Source organism: Streptomyces sp. NPDC050147 (assembly GCF_040660195.1).
Taxonomy (GTDB): Bacteria; Actinomycetota; Actinomycetes; order Streptomycetales; family Streptomycetaceae; genus Streptomyces.
Genome location: NZ_JBFALJ010000007.1, coordinates 213906 through 231680, shown reverse-complemented (window position 1 = coordinate 231680; position 17775 = coordinate 213906). Strand labels below are relative to the sequence as shown.

Annotated in this window: 17 protein-coding genes; 10 read left to right on the top strand and 7 right to left on the bottom strand. The window is 71.5% G+C overall.

The genetic code is table 11. The annotated features are described in order from the left end of the window. Positions 1–49: 49 nt before the first annotated feature. From AB0I94_RS14180 to AB0I94_RS14170, 3 genes are read left to right on the top strand one after another with little or no spacing between them, the layout of a single operon-like run. Positions 50–583, top strand: a complete 534-nt coding sequence (locus AB0I94_RS14180; RefSeq protein WP_363309804.1) for a 2Fe-2S iron-sulfur cluster-binding protein — start codon at positions 50–52, stop codon at positions 581–583. Next, positions 580–1575, top strand: coding sequence for a xanthine dehydrogenase family protein subunit M (locus tag AB0I94_RS14175; RefSeq protein ID WP_363309803.1), 996 nt, complete (start codon positions 580–582; stop codon positions 1573–1575). Before AB0I94_RS14180 ends, AB0I94_RS14175 begins: the two co-directional genes overlap by 4 nt. A 39-nt stretch (positions 1576–1614) precedes the next feature. Then, the gene (locus AB0I94_RS14170; protein ID WP_363309802.1) at positions 1615–3711 is read left to right on the top strand and encodes a xanthine dehydrogenase family protein molybdopterin-binding subunit; all 2097 of its coding nucleotides are present in this window, start codon (positions 1615–1617) and stop codon (positions 3709–3711) included. 99 nt (positions 3712–3810) lie between these two features. Here AB0I94_RS14170 and AB0I94_RS14165 read toward each other — a convergent pair whose 3' ends face one another. Together AB0I94_RS14165 and AB0I94_RS14160 are read right to left on the bottom strand one after the other, a co-directional pair. Beyond that, positions 3811–4833, bottom strand: coding sequence for a PHP domain-containing protein (locus tag AB0I94_RS14165; RefSeq protein WP_363309801.1), 1023 nt, complete (start codon positions 4831–4833; stop codon positions 3811–3813). A gap of 111 nt (positions 4834–4944) precedes the next feature. Continuing rightward, a complete protein-coding gene (locus AB0I94_RS14160) occupies positions 4945–5127 on the bottom strand; it encodes a hypothetical protein (RefSeq protein ID WP_363309800.1) in 183 nt (60 codons plus the stop codon). A gap of 250 nt (positions 5128–5377) precedes the next feature. Here AB0I94_RS14160 and AB0I94_RS14155 point away from each other — a divergent pair, with 250 nt between their 5' ends. The 5 genes from AB0I94_RS14155 to AB0I94_RS14135 all read left to right on the top strand — a co-directional run bounded on the left by AB0I94_RS14155 (position 5378) and on the right by AB0I94_RS14135 (position 9875). Then, positions 5378–6652, top strand: a complete 1275-nt coding sequence (locus tag AB0I94_RS14155; RefSeq protein ID WP_363309799.1) for a PP2C family protein-serine/threonine phosphatase — start codon at positions 5378–5380, stop codon at positions 6650–6652. A gap of 165 nt (positions 6653–6817) precedes the next feature. Then, positions 6818–7249, top strand: a complete 432-nt coding sequence (locus AB0I94_RS14150) for a DUF5709 domain-containing protein (protein WP_363309898.1) — start codon at positions 6818–6820, stop codon at positions 7247–7249. Positions 7250–7473: 224 nt separating this feature from the next. Continuing rightward, positions 7474–7620 carry a hypothetical protein gene (locus AB0I94_RS14145; RefSeq protein WP_363309798.1) on the top strand — a complete coding sequence of 49 codons (147 nt, stop codon included), beginning with the start codon at positions 7474–7476 and terminating at the stop codon, positions 7618–7620. Next, entirely contained in the window at positions 7620–8270 is a 651-nt protein-coding gene (locus AB0I94_RS14140; RefSeq protein WP_363309797.1) for a carbonic anhydrase, read from the top strand. The genes AB0I94_RS14145 and AB0I94_RS14140 overlap by 1 nt, the downstream gene beginning before the upstream one ends. A gap of 54 nt (positions 8271–8324) precedes the next feature. After that, positions 8325–9875 carry a SulP family inorganic anion transporter gene (locus tag AB0I94_RS14135; RefSeq protein ID WP_363309796.1) on the top strand — a complete coding sequence of 517 codons (1551 nt, stop codon included), beginning with the start codon at positions 8325–8327 and terminating at the stop codon, positions 9873–9875. Between the two features lie 178 nt (positions 9876–10053). On the opposite strand, the gene AB0I94_RS14130 is transcribed toward AB0I94_RS14135, so the two are convergent. The 4 genes from AB0I94_RS14130 to AB0I94_RS14115 all read right to left on the bottom strand — a co-directional run bounded on the left by AB0I94_RS14130 (position 10054) and on the right by AB0I94_RS14115 (position 14809). Then, on the bottom strand, positions 10054–12120 hold the full coding sequence (locus tag AB0I94_RS14130; RefSeq protein ID WP_363309795.1) for an iron ABC transporter permease: 2067 nt from the start codon (positions 12118–12120) through the stop codon (positions 10054–10056). 6 nt (positions 12121–12126) lie between these two features. Then, positions 12127–13107 (bottom strand): iron-siderophore ABC transporter substrate-binding protein, encoded by a 981-nt coding sequence (locus AB0I94_RS14125; protein ID WP_363309794.1) that lies wholly within the window; start codon positions 13105–13107, stop codon positions 12127–12129. Further along, on the bottom strand, positions 13104–13976 hold the full coding sequence (locus AB0I94_RS14120) for an ABC transporter ATP-binding protein (RefSeq protein ID WP_363309793.1): 873 nt from the start codon (positions 13974–13976) through the stop codon (positions 13104–13106). The genes AB0I94_RS14125 and AB0I94_RS14120 overlap by 4 nt, the downstream gene beginning before the upstream one ends. A 224-nt stretch (positions 13977–14200) precedes the next feature. Beyond that, a complete protein-coding gene (locus AB0I94_RS14115) occupies positions 14201–14809 on the bottom strand; it encodes a hypothetical protein (RefSeq protein ID WP_363309792.1) in 609 nt (202 codons plus the stop codon). A gap of 296 nt (positions 14810–15105) precedes the next feature. Between AB0I94_RS14115 and AB0I94_RS14110 the strand changes: the two genes are divergently transcribed. Then, positions 15106–16047 carry a YihY/virulence factor BrkB family protein gene (locus AB0I94_RS14110; RefSeq protein ID WP_363309791.1) on the top strand — a complete coding sequence of 314 codons (942 nt, stop codon included), beginning with the start codon at positions 15106–15108 and terminating at the stop codon, positions 16045–16047. A 3-nt stretch (positions 16048–16050) separates the two neighbouring features. On the opposite strand, the gene AB0I94_RS14105 is transcribed toward AB0I94_RS14110, so the two are convergent. Next, positions 16051–16728, bottom strand: coding sequence for a trypsin-like peptidase domain-containing protein (locus tag AB0I94_RS14105; RefSeq protein ID WP_363309790.1), 678 nt, complete (start codon positions 16726–16728; stop codon positions 16051–16053). A 465-nt stretch (positions 16729–17193) separates the two neighbouring features. Here AB0I94_RS14105 and AB0I94_RS14100 point away from each other — a divergent pair, with 465 nt between their 5' ends. Continuing rightward, on the top strand, positions 17194–17673 hold the full coding sequence (locus AB0I94_RS14100; RefSeq protein WP_363309789.1) for a hypothetical protein: 480 nt from the start codon (positions 17194–17196) through the stop codon (positions 17671–17673). The last annotated feature ends 102 nt before the right edge of the window (positions 17674–17775 follow it).

Below are 17775 nucleotides of genomic sequence, written 5' to 3'. Positions count from 1 at the left end.
GGTTACGCGGTCAACCGCAGATCACGCTTCGACGAGGGAGCAGAGCGCCATGGGGACCGATGTGTTCCGGTCGCAAGTGCCTCTGACGGTGAACGGCACACCGTGCCGTCTCACCGTCGACCACCGTTCGACGCTGCTCGACGTCCTGCGCGAGCAGCTGGGCCTCACCGGCGCCAAGAAGGGCTGTGACCACGGCCAGTGCGGTGCCTGCACCGTCCTGGTCGACGGGCGCCGCGCCAACAGCTGTCTGCTGCTGGCCGTCGCCCACGAGGGGTCCGACATCACCACCGTCGAAGGGCTGCGCGCCGACGACGGCGAGGGGCTGCACCCCGTGCAGCGCGCCTTCCTGGAACGCGATGCCTTCCAGTGCGGCTACTGCACACCGGGCCAGATCTGTTCGACCGTCGGCGCCGTGGCGGAGGCCGCGGCGGGCCACGCCTCGCACGTGACCGACCCGGGCGCGGACACCAGCGCCCCCGTGGAGCTGACCCGGGACGAGATCCGTGAGCGGCTCAGCGGCAACCTGTGCCGCTGCGGCGCCTATCCGCACATCGTCGAGGCCGTCGAGGACGTGACCCGGTGAAGCCCTTCCGGTACGTGCGCGCCTACAGCGTCGAGGAGGCGACCGCCGCCCACGCGGGCCGCCCCGGCTCCCGCTATCTGGGCGGCGGCACCAATCTCGTCGACCTGATGAAGCTGGGCGTCGAACGCCCCGGGACGCTGATCGACGTCAGCAGGCTGCCGCTGGACGCGGTGGAGGAGCTGTCCGACGGGTCCGTCCGCGCCGGCGGGACGGTGCGCAACAGCGACCTCGCCGCCCACCCGCTGGTGCGTGACCGCTACCCGGTGCTGGCCCAGGCACTGCTCGCGGGAGCGTCGGGCCAGTTGCGCAACACCGCCACGACCGGCGGCAACCTGCTCCAGCGCACCCGCTGCCCCTACTTCCAGGACCTGGGCAAGCCGTGCAACAAGCGTGAGCCCGGCACCGGCTGCGGCGCGCGCGACGGCGTCCACCGCGATCACGCGGTCCTCGGGCACTCATCGGAGTGCATCGCCACGCACCCCTCCGACATGGCGGTCGCGCTCGCCGCGCTCGACGCCCAGGTGGAGCTGCACGGTGTACGGGGCCGACGCACCCTTCCCGTCGCCGAGTTCCACCGCCTGCCCGGCGACCGTCCCGATCAGGACACCCAGATCGCACCCGGCGAGCTGATCACCGGCGTACTGCTCCCGCCCGCCATGGCGGGACTGCCCTGCGCCTACCGCAAGGCCCGTGACCGCGCCTCGTACGCGTTCGCGCTCGCCTCCGTGGCCGTGGTCCTGCACGTCGAGGACTCCGTCGTACGCCAGGTGCGCATCGCGTTCGGCGGCCTGGCCCACCGGCCCTGGCGCGCCCGGCGTGCCGAGGAGACACTGCAGGGCGGCGCGCCGAGCGACCAGGCGTTCCAGCGGGCCATGGACGCCGAGCTCTCCGCGGCCGAGCCGCTGCGTGACAACGCGTTCAAGGTGCGCCTCGCCCGCGACCTCGCCTGCGACGTCCTTCGGCACCTGGCGGACGCGCCCCCCGTTGCCTGAACCCAGCCCCCTCTGTCCTCCGTTTCCAGGGAGAACCCCATGCCGGACACCGTCAGCGCCCTCGGGTCGCCCGCCGAGCGCAGGGAGGGGCCCCAGAAGGTGACCGGGGTCGCCCTCTACGCCGCCGAGCACACCCCCGAAGGCTGCGCCTACGCCTGGCCGGTGCCCGCCACGGTCGCGCGCGGCTCGGTCAGCGCCGTCGACGACACGGCGGCCCGGGAACTGCCCGGCGTCATCGAGGTCCTCACCCATCTGAACGCGCCGCGCCTGCAGAAGCCGGACGACGCGACGCTCGACGTGCTGCAGAACGCGCGCGTTCCGCACCGGGGCTGGTACGTCGCGCTCGTCGTCGCCGACACTCTGGAGGCGGCACGCGAAGGCGCCGCGGACATCCGGGTCAGCTACACCGAGGAACCGCACGACGTCACCCTGAAGGCCGACCATCCCGAGGCCTTCGTACCCGAGGACCAGGACGGCACATCGGGAGAGCACGTCCGTGGCGACGCGGAAAGCGCCTTCGACGCCGCGCCCTCGCGCGTCGACGTCACCTATCGGGTGCCGCCGCTGCACAACCACCCCATGGAGCCGCACGCGGCCACCGCACAGTGGCAGGACGAGCGGTTGACCGTGCACGACAGCAGCCAGGGCGCCACCACCGTCCGCGACACCCTGGCGGCCCTGTTCACCCTGTCCAAGGAACAGATCACGGTCGTCTCCGAACACGTCGGCGGCGGCTTCGGCTCCAAGGGCACGCCACGCCCGCACGTGGTGCTGGCCTCCATGGCCGCCCGCGCGACCGGGCGGCCCGTCAAACTCGCCCTGCCACGGCGCCAGTTGGCGGCCGTGGTGGGGCACCGCTCGCCCACCCTCAACCGGCTGCGGCTGGGCGCGGAGAGGGACGGCAGGCTGACCGCCGTGATCCACGAGGTGACCGCGCACACCTCTCGTGTCAAGGAGTTCGTCGAGACGGCCGCCGCCGCCACGCGCGTCATGTACCCCTCGCCGCACGCCCGCACCACCCACCGCGTGGTGCCCCTCGATGTGCCGAGCCCCTCCTGGATGCGAGCCCCGGGCGAGGCGCCCGGCATGTACGCGCTGGAGTCGGCGATGGACGAACTCGCCTCGACCCTCAACATGGACCCCGTCGAACTGCGCCTGCTCAACGACACCCCCACAGAGCCCGACTCCGCCAAGCCCTTCAGCAGCCGTCACCTCGCCGAGTGCCTGCGCGAGGGCGCCCGTCGCTTCGGCTGGTCCGAACGCGACCCGAGCCCCCGGTCGTGCGCACAGGGCCACGTGCTCGTCGGCAGCGGGGTCGCCGCGGCCACGTACCCGGTGGTCGTCGCACCGAGCCGGGCGAGCGCGCACGCCTACCCCGACGGCAGTTTCGTGGTCCGCGTCAACGCGACCGACATCGGCACCGGCGCCCGCACCGTGCTCGCCCAGGTCGCCGCCGACGTGCTCGGCGTCCCGCTGGACTCCGTACGCGCCGACATCGGCAGCAGCGACCTGCCGAGCGCACCCCTGGCGGGCGGTTCCTCCGGGACGGCCTCCTGGGGCTGGGCGGTCCACGAGGCCTGTACGCGACTGGCCGCCCGCCTGGCCGGACAGCAGGGCCAGCAGCTGCCCCCGGAGGGCGTCGGTGCCACCGCCGACACCAAGGGCGACGCCGACGCGGACAGCGCCTACGCCCGCCATGCCTTCGGCGCCCACTTCGCCGAGGTAGGCGTCGACAGGGTGTCCGGCGAGGTCAGGGTGCGCCGACTCCTTGGGGTCTACGCGGCCGGGCGCATCCTCAACGCCCGTACCGCGCGCTCGCAGTTCATCGGGGCGATGACGATGGGTCTGGGCATGGCGCTGACCGAGAGCAGCACCATGGACGCGACCTTCGGTGACTTCGCTGAGGCCGACCTCGCCTCCTACCACGTACCGGTCAACGCGGACGTACCCGCGATCGAGGCGCACTGGATCGACGAGGACGACCCCCACCTCAACCCCATGGGCAGCAAGGGGATCGGGGAGATCGGCATCGTCGGGACGGCCGCGGCCATCGGCAACGCGGTGCACCACGCCACCGGCCTGCGGCTGCGCGAACTGCCGCTCACGCCGGACCGGCTGCTGGCGGCCGGTCTCTGAACGGAGGCGGACTCTGCACGAAGGCGGCGGCTCCGAGCCGAAGGTGAGCTCTCGGCGGAAGGCGGGCTCCGAGCCGAACGCACCGCCATCGCGCCCCGCTCAGGCCGCGGCCCGCTTCTCCCTCGTCCAGGCCAGCAGCTTCTCCGCCGTCCAGGTCGTCACCACGCGCTCGGCGGGCACCCCGCACTCCTCGGCCCGCTCGCACCCGATCACCTGCCAGTCCAGCTGCCCCGGCGCGTGCGCGTCGGTGTCCACGGAGAACAGCACCCCGGCGGCCACGGCCTGGCGCAGCAGCCTGCGTGGCGGGTCGAGCCGCTCCGGGCGGCTGTTGATCTCCACCGCCGTGCCCGCGGCCGCGCACGCGCCGAACACCTCGTCCGCGTCGAACTGCGACTCCGGCCTGCCGCGCCCGGTGACAAGACGGCCGGTGCAGTGACCGAGCACATCGGCACGGGGATTGCTCACGGCGGCGACCATACGGCGCGTCATCGCGGCGGCGTCCATCCGCAGCTTGGAGTGGACGGAGACGACCACCAGGTCCAACTGGTCGAGCAGCTCCGGCTCCTGGTCGAGGGAACCGTCGTCGAGGATGTCGCACTCGATGCCCGTGAGCAGCCGGAAGGGCGCCCAGCGCTCGTTCAGCTCCGCCACCACCGCCAGCTGCTCGCGCAGCCGCTCCGGCGAGAGGCCGCGCGCGATGGTCAGCCGTGGCGAGTGGTCGGTGAGCACGGCCCACTCGTGGCCGATCGCCTGGGCCGCACGGCCCATCTCCTCGATCGGGCTGCCGCCGTCGGACCAGTCGGAGTGCAGGTGACAGTCGCCGCGCAGGAGTGCCCGCAGCTCGGCGCCGCCCCCGACGAGCGGGGCGTCCGCCTCGCCTTCGAGCCGCTCCAGATACCGCGGCACGTCACCGGTCAGCGCCTCGCTGATCACGCCGGCGGTCTTGGGGCCGATCCCCTTGAGCGACTCCAGGGACCCGTCCGCGACGCGCCGCGCGGCCTCGCCATCGGCCAGAGCGCCCACCACGGCGGCCGCGGTGCGAAAGGCCCGCACCCGATAGGTCGGGGCACGGCCGCGCTCCAGCAGGAAGGCGATCCGTTCCAGCGCCTCGACGGGATCCATCAGCACCTCCGGCCGTCACGGACTACGACGGCATACGTGTGCTTCCAGCGTCGCCCACAAAGGGCGGCGGGGCATGTGAGGGCCGGGGCCCTCCCCGCCCCGGAACGACGCCTACGCCGCGGGTTCGGCGGACGGGGTCTCTGGGACGACCGTGACCGGTCCCCTGAAGTCAAGGACGGCCTCGGCTCTCTGCTGGGTCTCCTCGGCGGCCTTGCGGGCTGTCGCGAGGACGTCGCCGTGTTCCTGGACGAGGTTCTCGTAGATCGGCGCCTCAGCGGCGTCATTGGCTGGCATGACCAGCAGCTCCTTCTCGGGTGACTGTAATGGTTCAGTTCGGCCGCATGCGGCCGGTCCGCGACCTTACGCTGCGCGTGCGGGTCTCCGGGGACCGGGGTCAACCGCTGAGACGACCCACCCGGTGCACCGGGGACAGGGCGGGAGGCCGGAAATCCGGCGGGTGTAGGCGAAATGGGCGCGCCGCCCGCCCGAAGCCGGGCGGGAACCGGAGCCCGGTGTGAGACTGCTGATGAGGCGGTGATCACACATGTCGAGCCATGCCAGGGAGCCCGGACCCGGGGACCCGGGTTTCGAAAGCCACGGCCACGAGAGCCCCGGCGCGGGGAAGCCGGGTCCCCGGCAGCCCGGTCCCGGGGAGCAGTTGTTCGAGCAGTTGCTCGCATCGGCGCACGCGGCGTCGGCGATGGAGCTTCCCGCCCTGGCGCGGCGCTTCGCCGACGCCGTGGGTCTTGACCGGATCGACGTGTACCTCGTGGACATCCAGCAGCGGGACCTGGTGCCGCTGGCCGAGGGGCCAGCCACCCTCGGTGTGGACACCTCCGTCGCCGGTTCGGCCTACCGGGCGCACTCGCTGCGCGTGGAGGAACTCGCCCACGGCAGGATCGTCGCCTGGCTGCCGCTGATCGACGGCTGTGAACGCCTCGGCGTGATCGGTGCCACGGCCGCGGCCCTCGATGTCGCGCTGCTGCGCCGCTGCCGCATGCTGGCGTCCGTCCTGGCCATGACGATCACCTCGAAGCGGGCGTCGAGCGACAGCTTCGCGCGCAGGACCCGGTCCGAGATCATGCGGCTGCCCGCCGAGATGCTCCGGGCCTTCCTGCCGCCCAGGACGATCGGCAACTCCCATGTGATCTCCACGGCCGTTCTCGAACCGGCGTACGAGATCGGTGGCGACGCCTTCGACCACTCACTGACCCCGTCGACCCTGCACGTGGCGATCCTGGACGCCATGGGCCACAACCTCGCGTCGGGACTGACGACCGCCGTGGCCATGGCCGGCTGCCGCAACGCGCGGCGCGCGGGGGCGGAGCTGCCCGAGCTCGTCGACACCGTTCAGAACGCGCTGGCCGAGTGGCTGCCCGAGCAGTTCTGCACGGGGATCCTCGCCCAGGTCGACCTGGCCCAGGGCATTCTGCGCTGGTGCAACTGCGGGCATCCGCCTCCCCTGCTGATCCGGGACCATCGCGTGCTCGAACGCGCGCTGGAGCGGCCGGCCCAGCCGCCCATAGGGACGCCCGCCCAGTTGGCGGGCGTGGCGTGGGAGGTCCACGAGCAGGCGCTCGAACCGGGTGACCGAGTGCTCATGTACACCGATGGCGTCACCGAGCTGCGGACCGGGGGCGGAGCCCAGTTCGGCCTGGAGCGGTTCACGGACAGCATCATCCGCGCGACCGCCGCCGGCGAACCGGCACCCGAAGCCCTGCGTCAGCTCATCCACTCCATCCTCGACCGGCAGGACAACCAATTGCGCGACGACGCGACGCTGTTGCTCCTTGAGTGGCGCCCACCGGAAACGCGGTGACCGGCCGTCCCCCGGCGCCCCGCCCTTCTCTCCCACATCGCTCAGGACTCTGGCCACGTCTCTCTCCGCGGGCCGGAACGTGTGTTCTGGATCGAGGTGGATACACGGCAAGGCAGCAGCGGTCGCGCATGAAGGAGGACGAGCACCGTGGGAATCGACGAGGTCATGGGCGACGAGGTCTACCAGCCGGACGTGGAGGATGTCCGTGAGGACGAGGGCATCCTCGACGCGGAGGACACGCTCAGCGACCGCGGGACGGATCCGTACGACGAGGGCTGGTCGCCTCCCGAGCGCCCCCTGGGAGTGGCCCACACCGGCACCACCGCCCAGGAGCAGCAGGAGGGCGAGAGCCTGGCCGAACGCCTCTCCGAGGAGCGACCTGACCCCGCGCTCGAGGTCCCCGACCCCGCCGAGGTCGACCTCGGCATCGGCGACACGACCGACACCATCGGCGAGCCGGTCGAAGACGCGAAGGTGGGAGACACCAGCGACGGACGCCTGTTCGCTCCGGACGACGGGTCGAACGGGGATGCGGAGGATGACGCCGAGCAGGACATGATCGGCGAGGACATGGGCATCGACGGCGGGGCGGCTTGAGGTCGCTCGCTCCCGGGGATGTTCACCTATGACGGGTCGAGCCGCTGGAGTGTCGTCGCGCCTGCAATGGCCTGGGAACGGAATCACCTCGTGGGCTCCACATGATCTCCACGTAAAGCCTTGACCAACGGTTGAGGTTTCGACTAACTGCCAGCTCAGGGGCGTTAATTACTCAATTTTTGGCAAATTTTTGCTCTGTCATCAGAGGTTAATACGATGGCAAAGTGAGAGACACAGCTTCCGTGCAGGCTGTATCCGAGGCGACGCGGTGCCCGCTGTTCTTCAGCGGTCCGCGCCGCCTCACTGTCACCATCGACCCGACCACACCGCGTCCCGGCTCCGCCGCAGCGACGCAGGAGGCAGGCCAGTAATGAAGTCCCTGATCGACAACGCCCGTTCCTTCGCCGCGACGCACGTCGCGGCCCGGCAAAACGCCGCGGCCTTCCAGGCCCTCGGGCGCGGGCAATCGCCCGAAGCCCTGTTCGTCACGTGCTCCGACTCACGCGTCGTACCCGCCCTGATCACCGGCGCACGCCCCGGCGAACTCTTCGAACTCCGTACGGCTGGCAACGTCGTACCCCCCTACCCTGCCGGCAACGACGCCGGCCGGGACAGCCACCCCATGAGCGAGGCGGCCACCATCGAGTACGCGGTGTGCGTGCTCGGAGTCCGCGACATCGTCGTCTGCGGACACTCGCACTGCGGCGCGGTAGGCGCCCTGGTGCGCGGCGAGGACCTGTCGGCCGTACCGGCCGTGCGCGACTGGCTCAACCACTCCGTCACCCCCGACGCCGCCCTGCGCTCCCTCGGCCAGACCGCCCAGGCCTCCGCCGACGTCGCCGAAGCCGTGCAGACACACGTGCTCGCCCAAGTGGAGAGGCTGCGCGCGTACCCCTGCGTGACAGAGCGCGTCGACGACGGCTCGCTGACCCTGCACGCCTGGTACTACGAGGTACACACAGGCCTCGTGACCGCCCACCGCCGGTCGTTCGACGACCGGCCGGCGTTCGATCCGCTGTGAGAGCTGCCACCCCCCACCGACCGGCCGGCTCCCACGACAGGACTTCCCACCCTCATGTCCTCTTTCCTCTCTTCTCTCCGCTCCCCCTACCGCCCACTGCGTGAACCGGGCGTCCGGCGCCAGGACTTCCTCGCCTCGCTCGTCGTCTTCCTCGTCGCCCTGCCCCTGTGCGTCGGCGTGGCCGTCGCCTCCGGCGTGCCCGCCGAACTCGGCCTGGTCACCGGCATCGTCGGCGGCCTGGTCGTCGGCTTCCTGCCGGGCAGCGCCCTGCAGGTGAGCGGGCCCGCCGCAGGGCTGACCGTGCTCGTCTTCGAGGCGGTGCAGGAGTTCGGGCTCGGCATGCTCGGCGCCATCGTGCTCCTCACCGGCGCCCTGCAGATCATCCTCGGCCTGCTGCGCTGCGGCCGGTGGTTCCGCGCCATCTCCGTGTCCGTCGTGCAGGGCATGCTGGCGGGCATCGGACTCGTACTGATCCTCGGCCAGCTCTACACCATGGCCGGCGCCGAGCAGCCACGCTCCGGGATCGACAAGCTGGCCGGGCTGCCCGGACTGCTGGTCGACGTACTCGGCGACACCGCCTCACTGACCGCCGCGGCGCTGGGCCTTGGCACCATCGCCGTGCTCATGCTCTGGCCGAAGCTGCCCGCCGCCGCGCGCGTGGTGCCCGCCCCGCTGGCCGCCGTCGCCCTGGCCACAGCCGTGGCCGCCGGGCTGCGCCTGGACGTGACCAACGTGACGGTACGCGGTCTGGTCGACGCCATTCAGCCGCCGGGGCTCGGCGACCTGGCGGCCCTGGGCAGCGTGGCCGTGCTCGGCACGGTCCTCGCTTTCACCCTCATCGCGTCGGCCGAATCCTTGTTCAGTGCCGCGGCCGTCGACCGCATGCATGACGGGCCCCGCACCCAGTACGACAAGGAACTCGTCGCCCAGGGCATCGGCAACGCCACATGCGGCGTCCTCGGCGCGCTGCCGATGACGGCGGTCATCGTCCGCAGTTCGGCCAACGTCCAGGCCGGCGCACGCACTCCGCTCTCCCGCGTCCTGCACGGCGCGTGGCTGCTGCTGTTCGCCGTGCTGTTCCCGGCCGCGCTCGGCATCATCCCGCTGGCGGCGCTCGCCGGCGTCCTGGTCCACGCGGGCTGCAAGCTGATCCCCGTCAAGGAGATAGTCCCGCTCGCCCGCGCCCACCGGGGCGAGGCCCTGGTGCTCGTCACCACCGCGGTCGCCATCGTGGTGACCAACATGTTCGAGGGCGTGGTGCTCGGCCTGGTGCTCGCGGTGGTCAAGTCCGCCTGGGACACCTCTCATGTGCACCTGGACGTACGGGAGTTGACCGGCGGCAGGATGGTCGTCACCCTCACGGGCAACGCCACGTTCCTGCGCCTGCCCCGCATCCTGGAGACACTGGAGGCCCTGCCCAAGGACCAGCCCATCGAGCTGGACCTGACCGCCGTGCGGCATCTGGACCACGCCTGCCGTACGACACTGGAGAACTGGGCGATGCGGCACAACGACAGCGGTACGGAGGCGGTCCTCATGAAGACGTCTCCGATGGCCCCTTCCGGGACCGAGAGCCCCGACACCCAGGCCCCGTCGCGGCTCTGACGATCGGGCACCCACCGGCACCGGGGCCGGACGCCCACCCTGGAACACCGTCTGCCGCCCGCCCCGGCGGCAGACGGTGCGGGCCGCGGCCGAAATCCGGAGGCGTGAACCGCGTTTTCCGGGGCACCCGACCACTAGGTCCCGCCGCGTCCCCCCGTCGCGGCGGGGCCGCTGTCCGTCATCGACGGCTGCGCACCAGCAGGTACACGAAGTAGGGCGTCCCGACGACCGCCGTCATGAGTCCCGCGCCCAGTTGGGCCGGGGCGATCACGGTCCGGCCCAGCAGGTCCGCGAGGCAGACGAGGGACGCGCCGAGCAGTATCGCGACCGGGACGACCCGTAGGTGGCGCCGGCCCACCAGCGCGCGTGCCGCGTGCGGCGCCACGAGCCCCACGAAGCCGATGGTGCCCGCCGCGGCCACCGCGGTGGCGGTGAGCAGCACGCTCACCACGAGGAAGCCGAGGCGTCCGCGGGCCAGATCGAGGCCCAGGAGCCGCGGGGTGTCCTCGTCGAGCGACACGAGGTCCAGTTCCTTGCGGCGGGCGAGCGCCACGACCGTCGCGGCCACGAGCACGGCCGCAACCGGCAGGATGTCGGTGCCGGTGCGTCCATAGGTGGAGCCCGAGAGCCAGATCAGCGCCTTGGTCGCGCTGAACCGGTCGGTGAGCACGATGACCAGGCTGATCAGCGCCAGCGTTCCCGTTGACACGCCCATGCCGACCAGGACGAGCCTGCTGTTCTGGAAGCCGCCCTTCGCCGCGAGTCCGAAGACGACCGCGGAACTGACCGCGGCGCCGGCGAACGCGGCGCCCGCGATGCCCCACGGTCCGGAGCCCGGCGCCGAGGTGACAAGGAGGATGGCGCCGAGCGCCGCTCCGCCGGACACGCCGAGGGTGCCTGGTTCCGCGAGCGGATTGCGGGTCACGGACTGCACGAGCGTGCCGGACAACGCGAGCGCGGCGCCCGCGAGGAGCGCGGCGAACACACGTGGCACGCGGGTGTCGAGTACGAAGGTGATGGCCTGGCCCGACTGCCCGCGGACCCAGTTGACGACGTCGCCGAGCAGGAACGTGCTGTCCCCGACGAGCACCGCGGCGATCGTGACGCCGACCAGCGCGCCCACGAGGAGCACCACGGTGATGACGTAGGCCGTGCGGCTGGGGATGCGCAGCCGGTCCGGCGGGGTGGCGTTGGCGCCGTCGCGGGTGCGCATCGCCATGACGACGAGGAACGCGGCGCCGACGACGCTTGTGATGACGCCCGTGGGCACGGTGACGGCGGTCTGGGATGACGTCACGGCGCGCAGGAGTACGTCGGAGCCAAGCACGAGGGCGGCGCCCACGAGACCCGCGACGGGGATACGGGTCCGGTGGCGTACAAGTGCGCGGAAACGACCGGCCAGTGGCCGCACGAGAGCCGGTGCGCACAGCCCCACGAAGGCGATCGGCCCCGCCAGCGTCACCGTCGCGGCAGCGAGCAGCGACGCGAGGACGACGGACGTGACGCGCGTGCCGCGGACCGGGATGCCGAGCCCGTGCGCGGCGTCGTCGCCGAGCGCCAGGGCGTCGATGCGGCGGGCGATCAGCAGGAGGCCGGCCAGTGCCGCCACGATGACGGGCGCCATCTGGGTCACGCCGTCGAACCCGTTCTGGCTGATGCTCCCCTGGCCCCACTGGTAGAGGCCCTCGGTCCGTTCGGGGAAGAGCAGGAGCAACGCCTCGGTGATGGCGTTGAGTCCGAGGGCGAGCGCGCTGCCCGCCAGGACGAGGCGAACCGTTCCGGCGCCCCGTCCCGCGAGTGCGAGGACGACGGCGGCCGCGGCGAGACCGCCGACGAACGCCACTCCCGACGAGGCGAGCAACGGCGCCGTGGCACCGCTGGCGACCAGGATGGTGACCGCGAGGTACGAACCGGCGTTGACGGCGAGGGTGTCCGGTGCGGCGAGCACATTGCGGCTGACGGCCTGCAGGGTGGCGCCCGCCGCGCCGAGCGCGACGCCGACGAGTATCCCGGCGACCATGCGCGGCATGCGGGAGGCGATGACCACGGAGGAGTCGCCCTGCTCGGCCTGGCCGGTGAGGGCCTTCCAGACCTGGCCGGGGCCGACGGACGCGGTGCCTTGCGTGATGTCGATGACGGCGAGAACGGCGACCAGAAGAACCAGGCCGGCCGTCACCGCGACCGCGCCCGTCGGGGACGCGACCGCGCGCTCGGGCGTGGCTGAGGGCGTTGCGGTGACGGCCACGGTCTCCTACTTCTTCAGGCTGTCGATGAGGGCGTCGATGTACGCCTCCATCGCCCCGGGTCCGCCGAACATCCAGATGCCGTCGGGCAGGCGGTGGACCTCGTCGTCCTTGACGAACGGCAGCGACTTCCAGACGGAGTTGTCGGCGAGCTCGTCGGTGAACACGTCGGAGCTGTCGTCGGTCTTGTTGCCGATGTGGACGAACTTCACGTCGTCGCCGAGCGCGGTGAGGCCCTCGACGTCCGTGGTGGCGAGCCCGTAGTCCTTGTCGCCCTTGATCTTCCAGGCGTTCTTGAGGCCGAGGTCCTCGTTGACGGCGCCGAGCAGGGAGTTGCTGGTGTAGCCGCGCAGGGAGACCTGGTTGGAGGCGGCGTAGCCGTCGGCCATGGCGATCTTCGAGCCGTCGAGCTTGGCCTCCTTCAGCGCCTTCTTGCCTTCGGCGACCTTCGCCTCGTACGACTCCTTGGCCTTCTTGGCCTCGCCGGTCGTGCCGGTGGCCTTGGCGATGACGTCGAGCGTGTCCATCATCTGGCCGACCTGGTCGGAGCCGTCGGCGGCCTTGACCTGGAGGACGGGGGCGACCTTCTTCATCTGCTTCACCGCGGAGGCCGACATGTCGGTCGTGGTGACGATGAGGTCCGGGGTGAGACCGGCGAGCGTGTCCATGCTCGGCTCACCGCGGGTGCCGATGTCCTTGGGGTCGTTCGTGAGCGGGACGGCGGAGTCCCACGCCTTGTAGCCCTTGACGTCGGCGACACCGACGGGGTCCACGCCGAGCGTGACCATGGACTCGACGACGTTCCACTCGGTACCGACGACCTTCTTGGCCGGTCCGTCGAGCTTCACCTCCGCGCCGTTGGCGTCGGTGACGGTGATCGGTTCGGCCTTCTTGTCCGAGCTGGTCTCGGCGGGCTCGGAGGTGCCGCAGCCGGACAGGACGAGGGCCACGGCGCTGGCGGCCGCCGCGGCGATGAGGGGGCGTCTCATGAGGAGGTGTGGAGCCTTTCGCTTCTGCTGTGGTGGCGGCCTATCGCGCGGGTGCGCAGCCGGCCGGTGAGGGGGTCTGTGTCGACCTCGATGCGGATGCCGTACGTCTCGGAGAGGCGCTCGGGCAGCAGTACGTCTTCGGGGGCGCCGTCGGCGACGATGCGCCCGGCGTCGAGCAGGGCGATGCGGTCGGCGACGGCGGCCGCCTGGTCGAGGTCGTGCAGGACGACGCCGACGGCGATGCCGCCGTCGTCCGCGAGGTCACGCATCAGGTCGAGGAGTTCGATCTGGTAGCGCAGGTCGAGGTAGGTGGTCGGCTCGTCCAGGAGGAGCACGCCGGTCTCCTGGGCGAGGCAGCTGGCGAGCCAGACCCGCTGCAGCTGTCCGCCGGAGAGTTGGTCGACGGCGCGGTCGGCGAGGCCGTCGACGCCGGTCATGGCGAGCACGCGCTCCACCACGGCCGCGCCCCCGGCATCCGCCTGGCCCCAGCGGCCCCGGTAGGGGTAGCGGCCGAACTCCACGACGTCACGGACGGTCAGGCCGCCGGGCGTCGGGCGTCCTTGGGTCAGGAGCGCGACGCGCCGGGCGAACTGGCGCGCGGTGAGGTCGAAGCCGTCGGCTGCCTCGGCCGTGCCGGAGTCGAGGGTCAGCGTTCCGCGCCGGGCGCCCTGCAGGCGGGCGACGCTGCGCAGCAGTGTCGACTTACCGCTCCCGTTCGGGCCGACGAGGGCCGTCACTTCGCCGGGCCTGAGCTGGATGGCGGCATCGTGGACGACGTCTACGCCGTCGTACGACACAGTCATGTGCTCGGCGGACAGTTCGTGACCGCGCGGACGTGTTGCGCTACCTGCGCGTTCACCTGATCTCACGGCGTGCAGGTTAGCCTAACCTTAGTCTGGCTGGAAGTAGGGGGTCCCGAACCGGGCGGAAAAGTACGCGCGGCACTCCCCTGTCGTCCGTCGCGACCATCAGCCCTGCCCCTCCCAACCAGCCTCCGCGGCAGCCGTGTTGCACGGCGATGCCGCCCATCGGTCGAGACGATGGACGGCATCGGCGGCACTGATTCGCTCTCGCCGGGTCAGCGGCGGTTCCTTCAGTAGAGCTTCTTGACGGCCTTGATGGTCGTGGCCTTGAAGTCCGCCACCTGCGCGTGGGCGAAATTGCCCATCTGTCCCCACTGGACGACCGTCACCGTATTGCCGTCACGGCCGACCGAGAACATGTTGATGTCGGAAGAGCCCGTCGTGGCCTCGGTGTGGACGCCGTAGACGTGGGCGCCTTCCTCGACGTTCAGCTTTCCGTAGTACTTCTGGGCAGCGGTGACGTCGGGGTTCTCCTCCATCACTTTCTTCGAGCAGTCCTGGAGATCCTTGCGCAGCAGGGCCGCGAAGTCCTTGGCACGCTGCTCGCTGCGTTCGACCACCGTCACCTGGAGCGCGCCGGTGTCGTAGTCCGTGCGATAGGCGCGGTGCACCGAGATCGACGGCAGGGCCTCCCCCACACACATCGGCAGCGGGTCGGGCTGTCCCGCGGTCACCGGCCCCGCGGTCCACGCCGACGACGCGTGCGGCGGCAGTTCGGCCGGCGCCAGGAACCGGGGCGAACCGGCGGCGGCCGCCGGACTGGTACCGGCCACCACACCCGCCACTGCCACCGCGGCACCCAGAGCACACAGTCCTCGGCTCATGCGAACACTCGTCATGGTCAACTCCCCGTTCTCGGAAGGGCAGCCAGCCTGCCCCTCACACCACGTACGACCCGCGACACCCCGGGTCCGTTGCCCCCGCCCGCGTCACAGCCCTGTCCGCGATGTAACCGAACGGCTACCTCCGCCTACGGCTGACGTGCGCGGACCCGCCGTAGGCCACGGGTGACGGGAAGGGGAAGATTACTTTCCGCCCGCTTCCGCGTGACGGACCCGGGCGACACGTGTCCAAGGGGTCGAACCGGGAAGACGGCGCAGTGCGCGGTCCGCAGGAGACAACGAGGAGTAGCCGCATGGACAGTTCCGCTACGCCTGAGGGCGCGGGACGCGCCCCCGTCCCGGGTGGGTCCGGCGCGCTTGCCGCCCCCGCCCGGCCGACCGGAGTCCCCTCGCCCTGGGCGAGGCGGGCAGCCGCGCTGCGCCGCACCCCGGTGGCGATGTGGAACGACGACGTGTCGGACTGGGCCGCGGCCCTGACGTACTACGCGATCCTCGCCCTGCTGCCCGCTCTCCTGGTCACCGCCAGCCTGATCAGCCTGGTCAGCCCCGACACCACGCAATCGCTCATAGCCGAGGTCGCCGACTGGGCACCCGCGCAGTCGGGCGGCGCCTTGGACGAGGCGCTCACCGAGATGGCCGAGGCGCATGCCGCTGCCGTGACGGTGGTGATCGGTGGAGCGGTCAGCGCGCTGTGGTCCGCCTCCAGTTACGCGGCCGTCTTCCGCCGGGCGCTGCACGCGATGCACGGCGTGAAGGACACCCGGCCCGTGTGGCGCAAGGCGCACCGGGTCCTGGTGACCGCCCTCGCGCTGCTCGCGCTGCTGGCCGCCAGCGCGCTCCTGCTCGTACTGAGCGGCTCGCTCGTCCAGACGGTCGGACGGAGCATCGGGGTCGGCGACGCGGGACAAACCGTATGGAACATCATGAAATGGCCCGCTCTGGTGTGCCTGGTGGTCCTGCTCGTCCTCGTCCTCTTCCGTAACGCGCCCCCCGCGGAGCGCGGATGGCGCCGCAGCCTGCCGGGCGGATTGCTCGCCGCGCTGCTGTGGCTCCTGTCCTCGGGCCTGTTCACCTTGTACGCCACGGGGTTCGGCACCTACGGCAAGCTCTACGGCTCACTGGCCGGAGTGGTCGTCTTCTTGGTGTGGCTCTGGGTGTCCAATCTGGCGCTGCTCGCCGGAGCACAGTTCACGGTCGAAATGGCCCGCGCCCCGGCCGCCGTGGCCCGGTCCTGAGATCTACCGGCCGACGCGCCCCGCCCGTCTCGCCGCCCTCAGGGCCTCCATCAGGCCCCCGGGCAGCTGCCTCCCCACGACGGTGATCAGGTAGTCGGTGCCGATCGCCGTGCCCGCGAGGATGAACAGGCGCCGCGAACGCGCCCATGCCCCTCGCGTGAGGCGGCCCTCGCGCTTCAGCCCATGGACGAGGGACGATGCCATCTCGTCACGGGCGGACGCGTCGCTCATCAGGCGGGGAACGCTGGGCCGGTTGTGGATGGGTGACGCGTCGTCGGCCATCGGCTGCACGTCATGACGTCCGGTCGGCAGCACCGGGGTCGTCAGCTCGTCGCGACAGTAGCTGCCGACCCCGGAATCGTAGTCGCGCGATTGCGCGCGTACGACTCCGGAGGTGGACAGGGGCGCCCGACGTCGCACTCCCATGCGGGCGAGCGCCATCGGCTGCCAGTCGACACCCCCGCCGATCCGTACGAGCGCCGCGTCGGAAGCCTTGTCGACGAGCGAGGACATCTCGACCTGCATCGACCGGCCCGGCAGGGAGAGTGGCACGAACGCCCAGTCCGCTTCCGCCTGCGGAGAGATGACGTGCGCGGCCGTGGCGGCGAGACCGTCGGCGGTGACCACGAAAGCGGTCCCGACGGGGACACCGTCCCGTACCAGCCTTCCGATGGCATCCACGGCCACGTCCACGTCCACCGGCCCGGCAGGAGCCGGTCAGCCGGCTCCTGTGCTGCGCTGGTCAACCCGATCCCCCGCCTCTGGACGACGCCGTCCGGGCGCCCGCCCGCCGGACACAGCAACTGCCCTCCAATGTCCCGTAGTTGCCCGCCCATCCCCGATCTCGTACCACTTCCGTGGGAGCTCCGTGACCCCGTGCGGCGGCACTTGATCAGCACCGCAGGCCGCTGGACGGGGTCGGTCGACGGGGTCGTTGAACGGGGCTCGGGGAGGAGCGGCCAGGGCGGCCCGAGTCGTGCGCCCCCGGGCGGAAAACCGAGGCGGCGCGCCCGCGTTCATTCTTCCCTGCGCGCCGCGTGCGCTCCCCCCGCGGGGGTTCGGACAGGGCACGCACCGGTGATACGTCTGAAGGACGAACTACTCGTGTGCGTGCTTCCCCACGCGGCATCGAAGAGGAGTCATCCCATGGCCTCGTTCGACACGGGACGGTTGTGCGCGATCGTCAAAATCCTGGACCAGGCAAGCACGCACCTCCGGCTGGCCGCCCGCGAGTGCACCCTCGCCGGTGAGGGCACCTTCACCGGCGCCGCGACCGCCGTGCCCCGGCCGTCCGCCCAGCCCACCGCGCCCGGTGTCACCGCGTCCGCCGTCACCGAGTCCGGTGTCTCCACGGTCGGCATCACCGCGCTCCTGAGCGTCTCGGAACAAGCTTCGGGCAGTGTCCGGCGCGCTCTCGTCCACATCCGCAACGGTGAGGATCAGCGCGCCCAGCACGAACTGGACCGGGCCCGGACCCAGCCGTGCGTGGCGGACCTGGCCACTCCCGCGGGGCTTCCGCGGCCCCTGCCCCGGCGCGTGACCACCGCACTGCGCCTGATGCAGGGCATCACCGGCTTCTTCCCGTCCGAGACGGAACAGGTCCTGGTACGGGCGGCCCTGCCCTGACAACCCCACCGCCACTGCAACCCCACCGCCACGATCCGGGCCGCGCCCCTGCGGCGCGGAGCCTTCCAAGCGGGCCCATTCCGAGGTCACCCGAATGGGCTA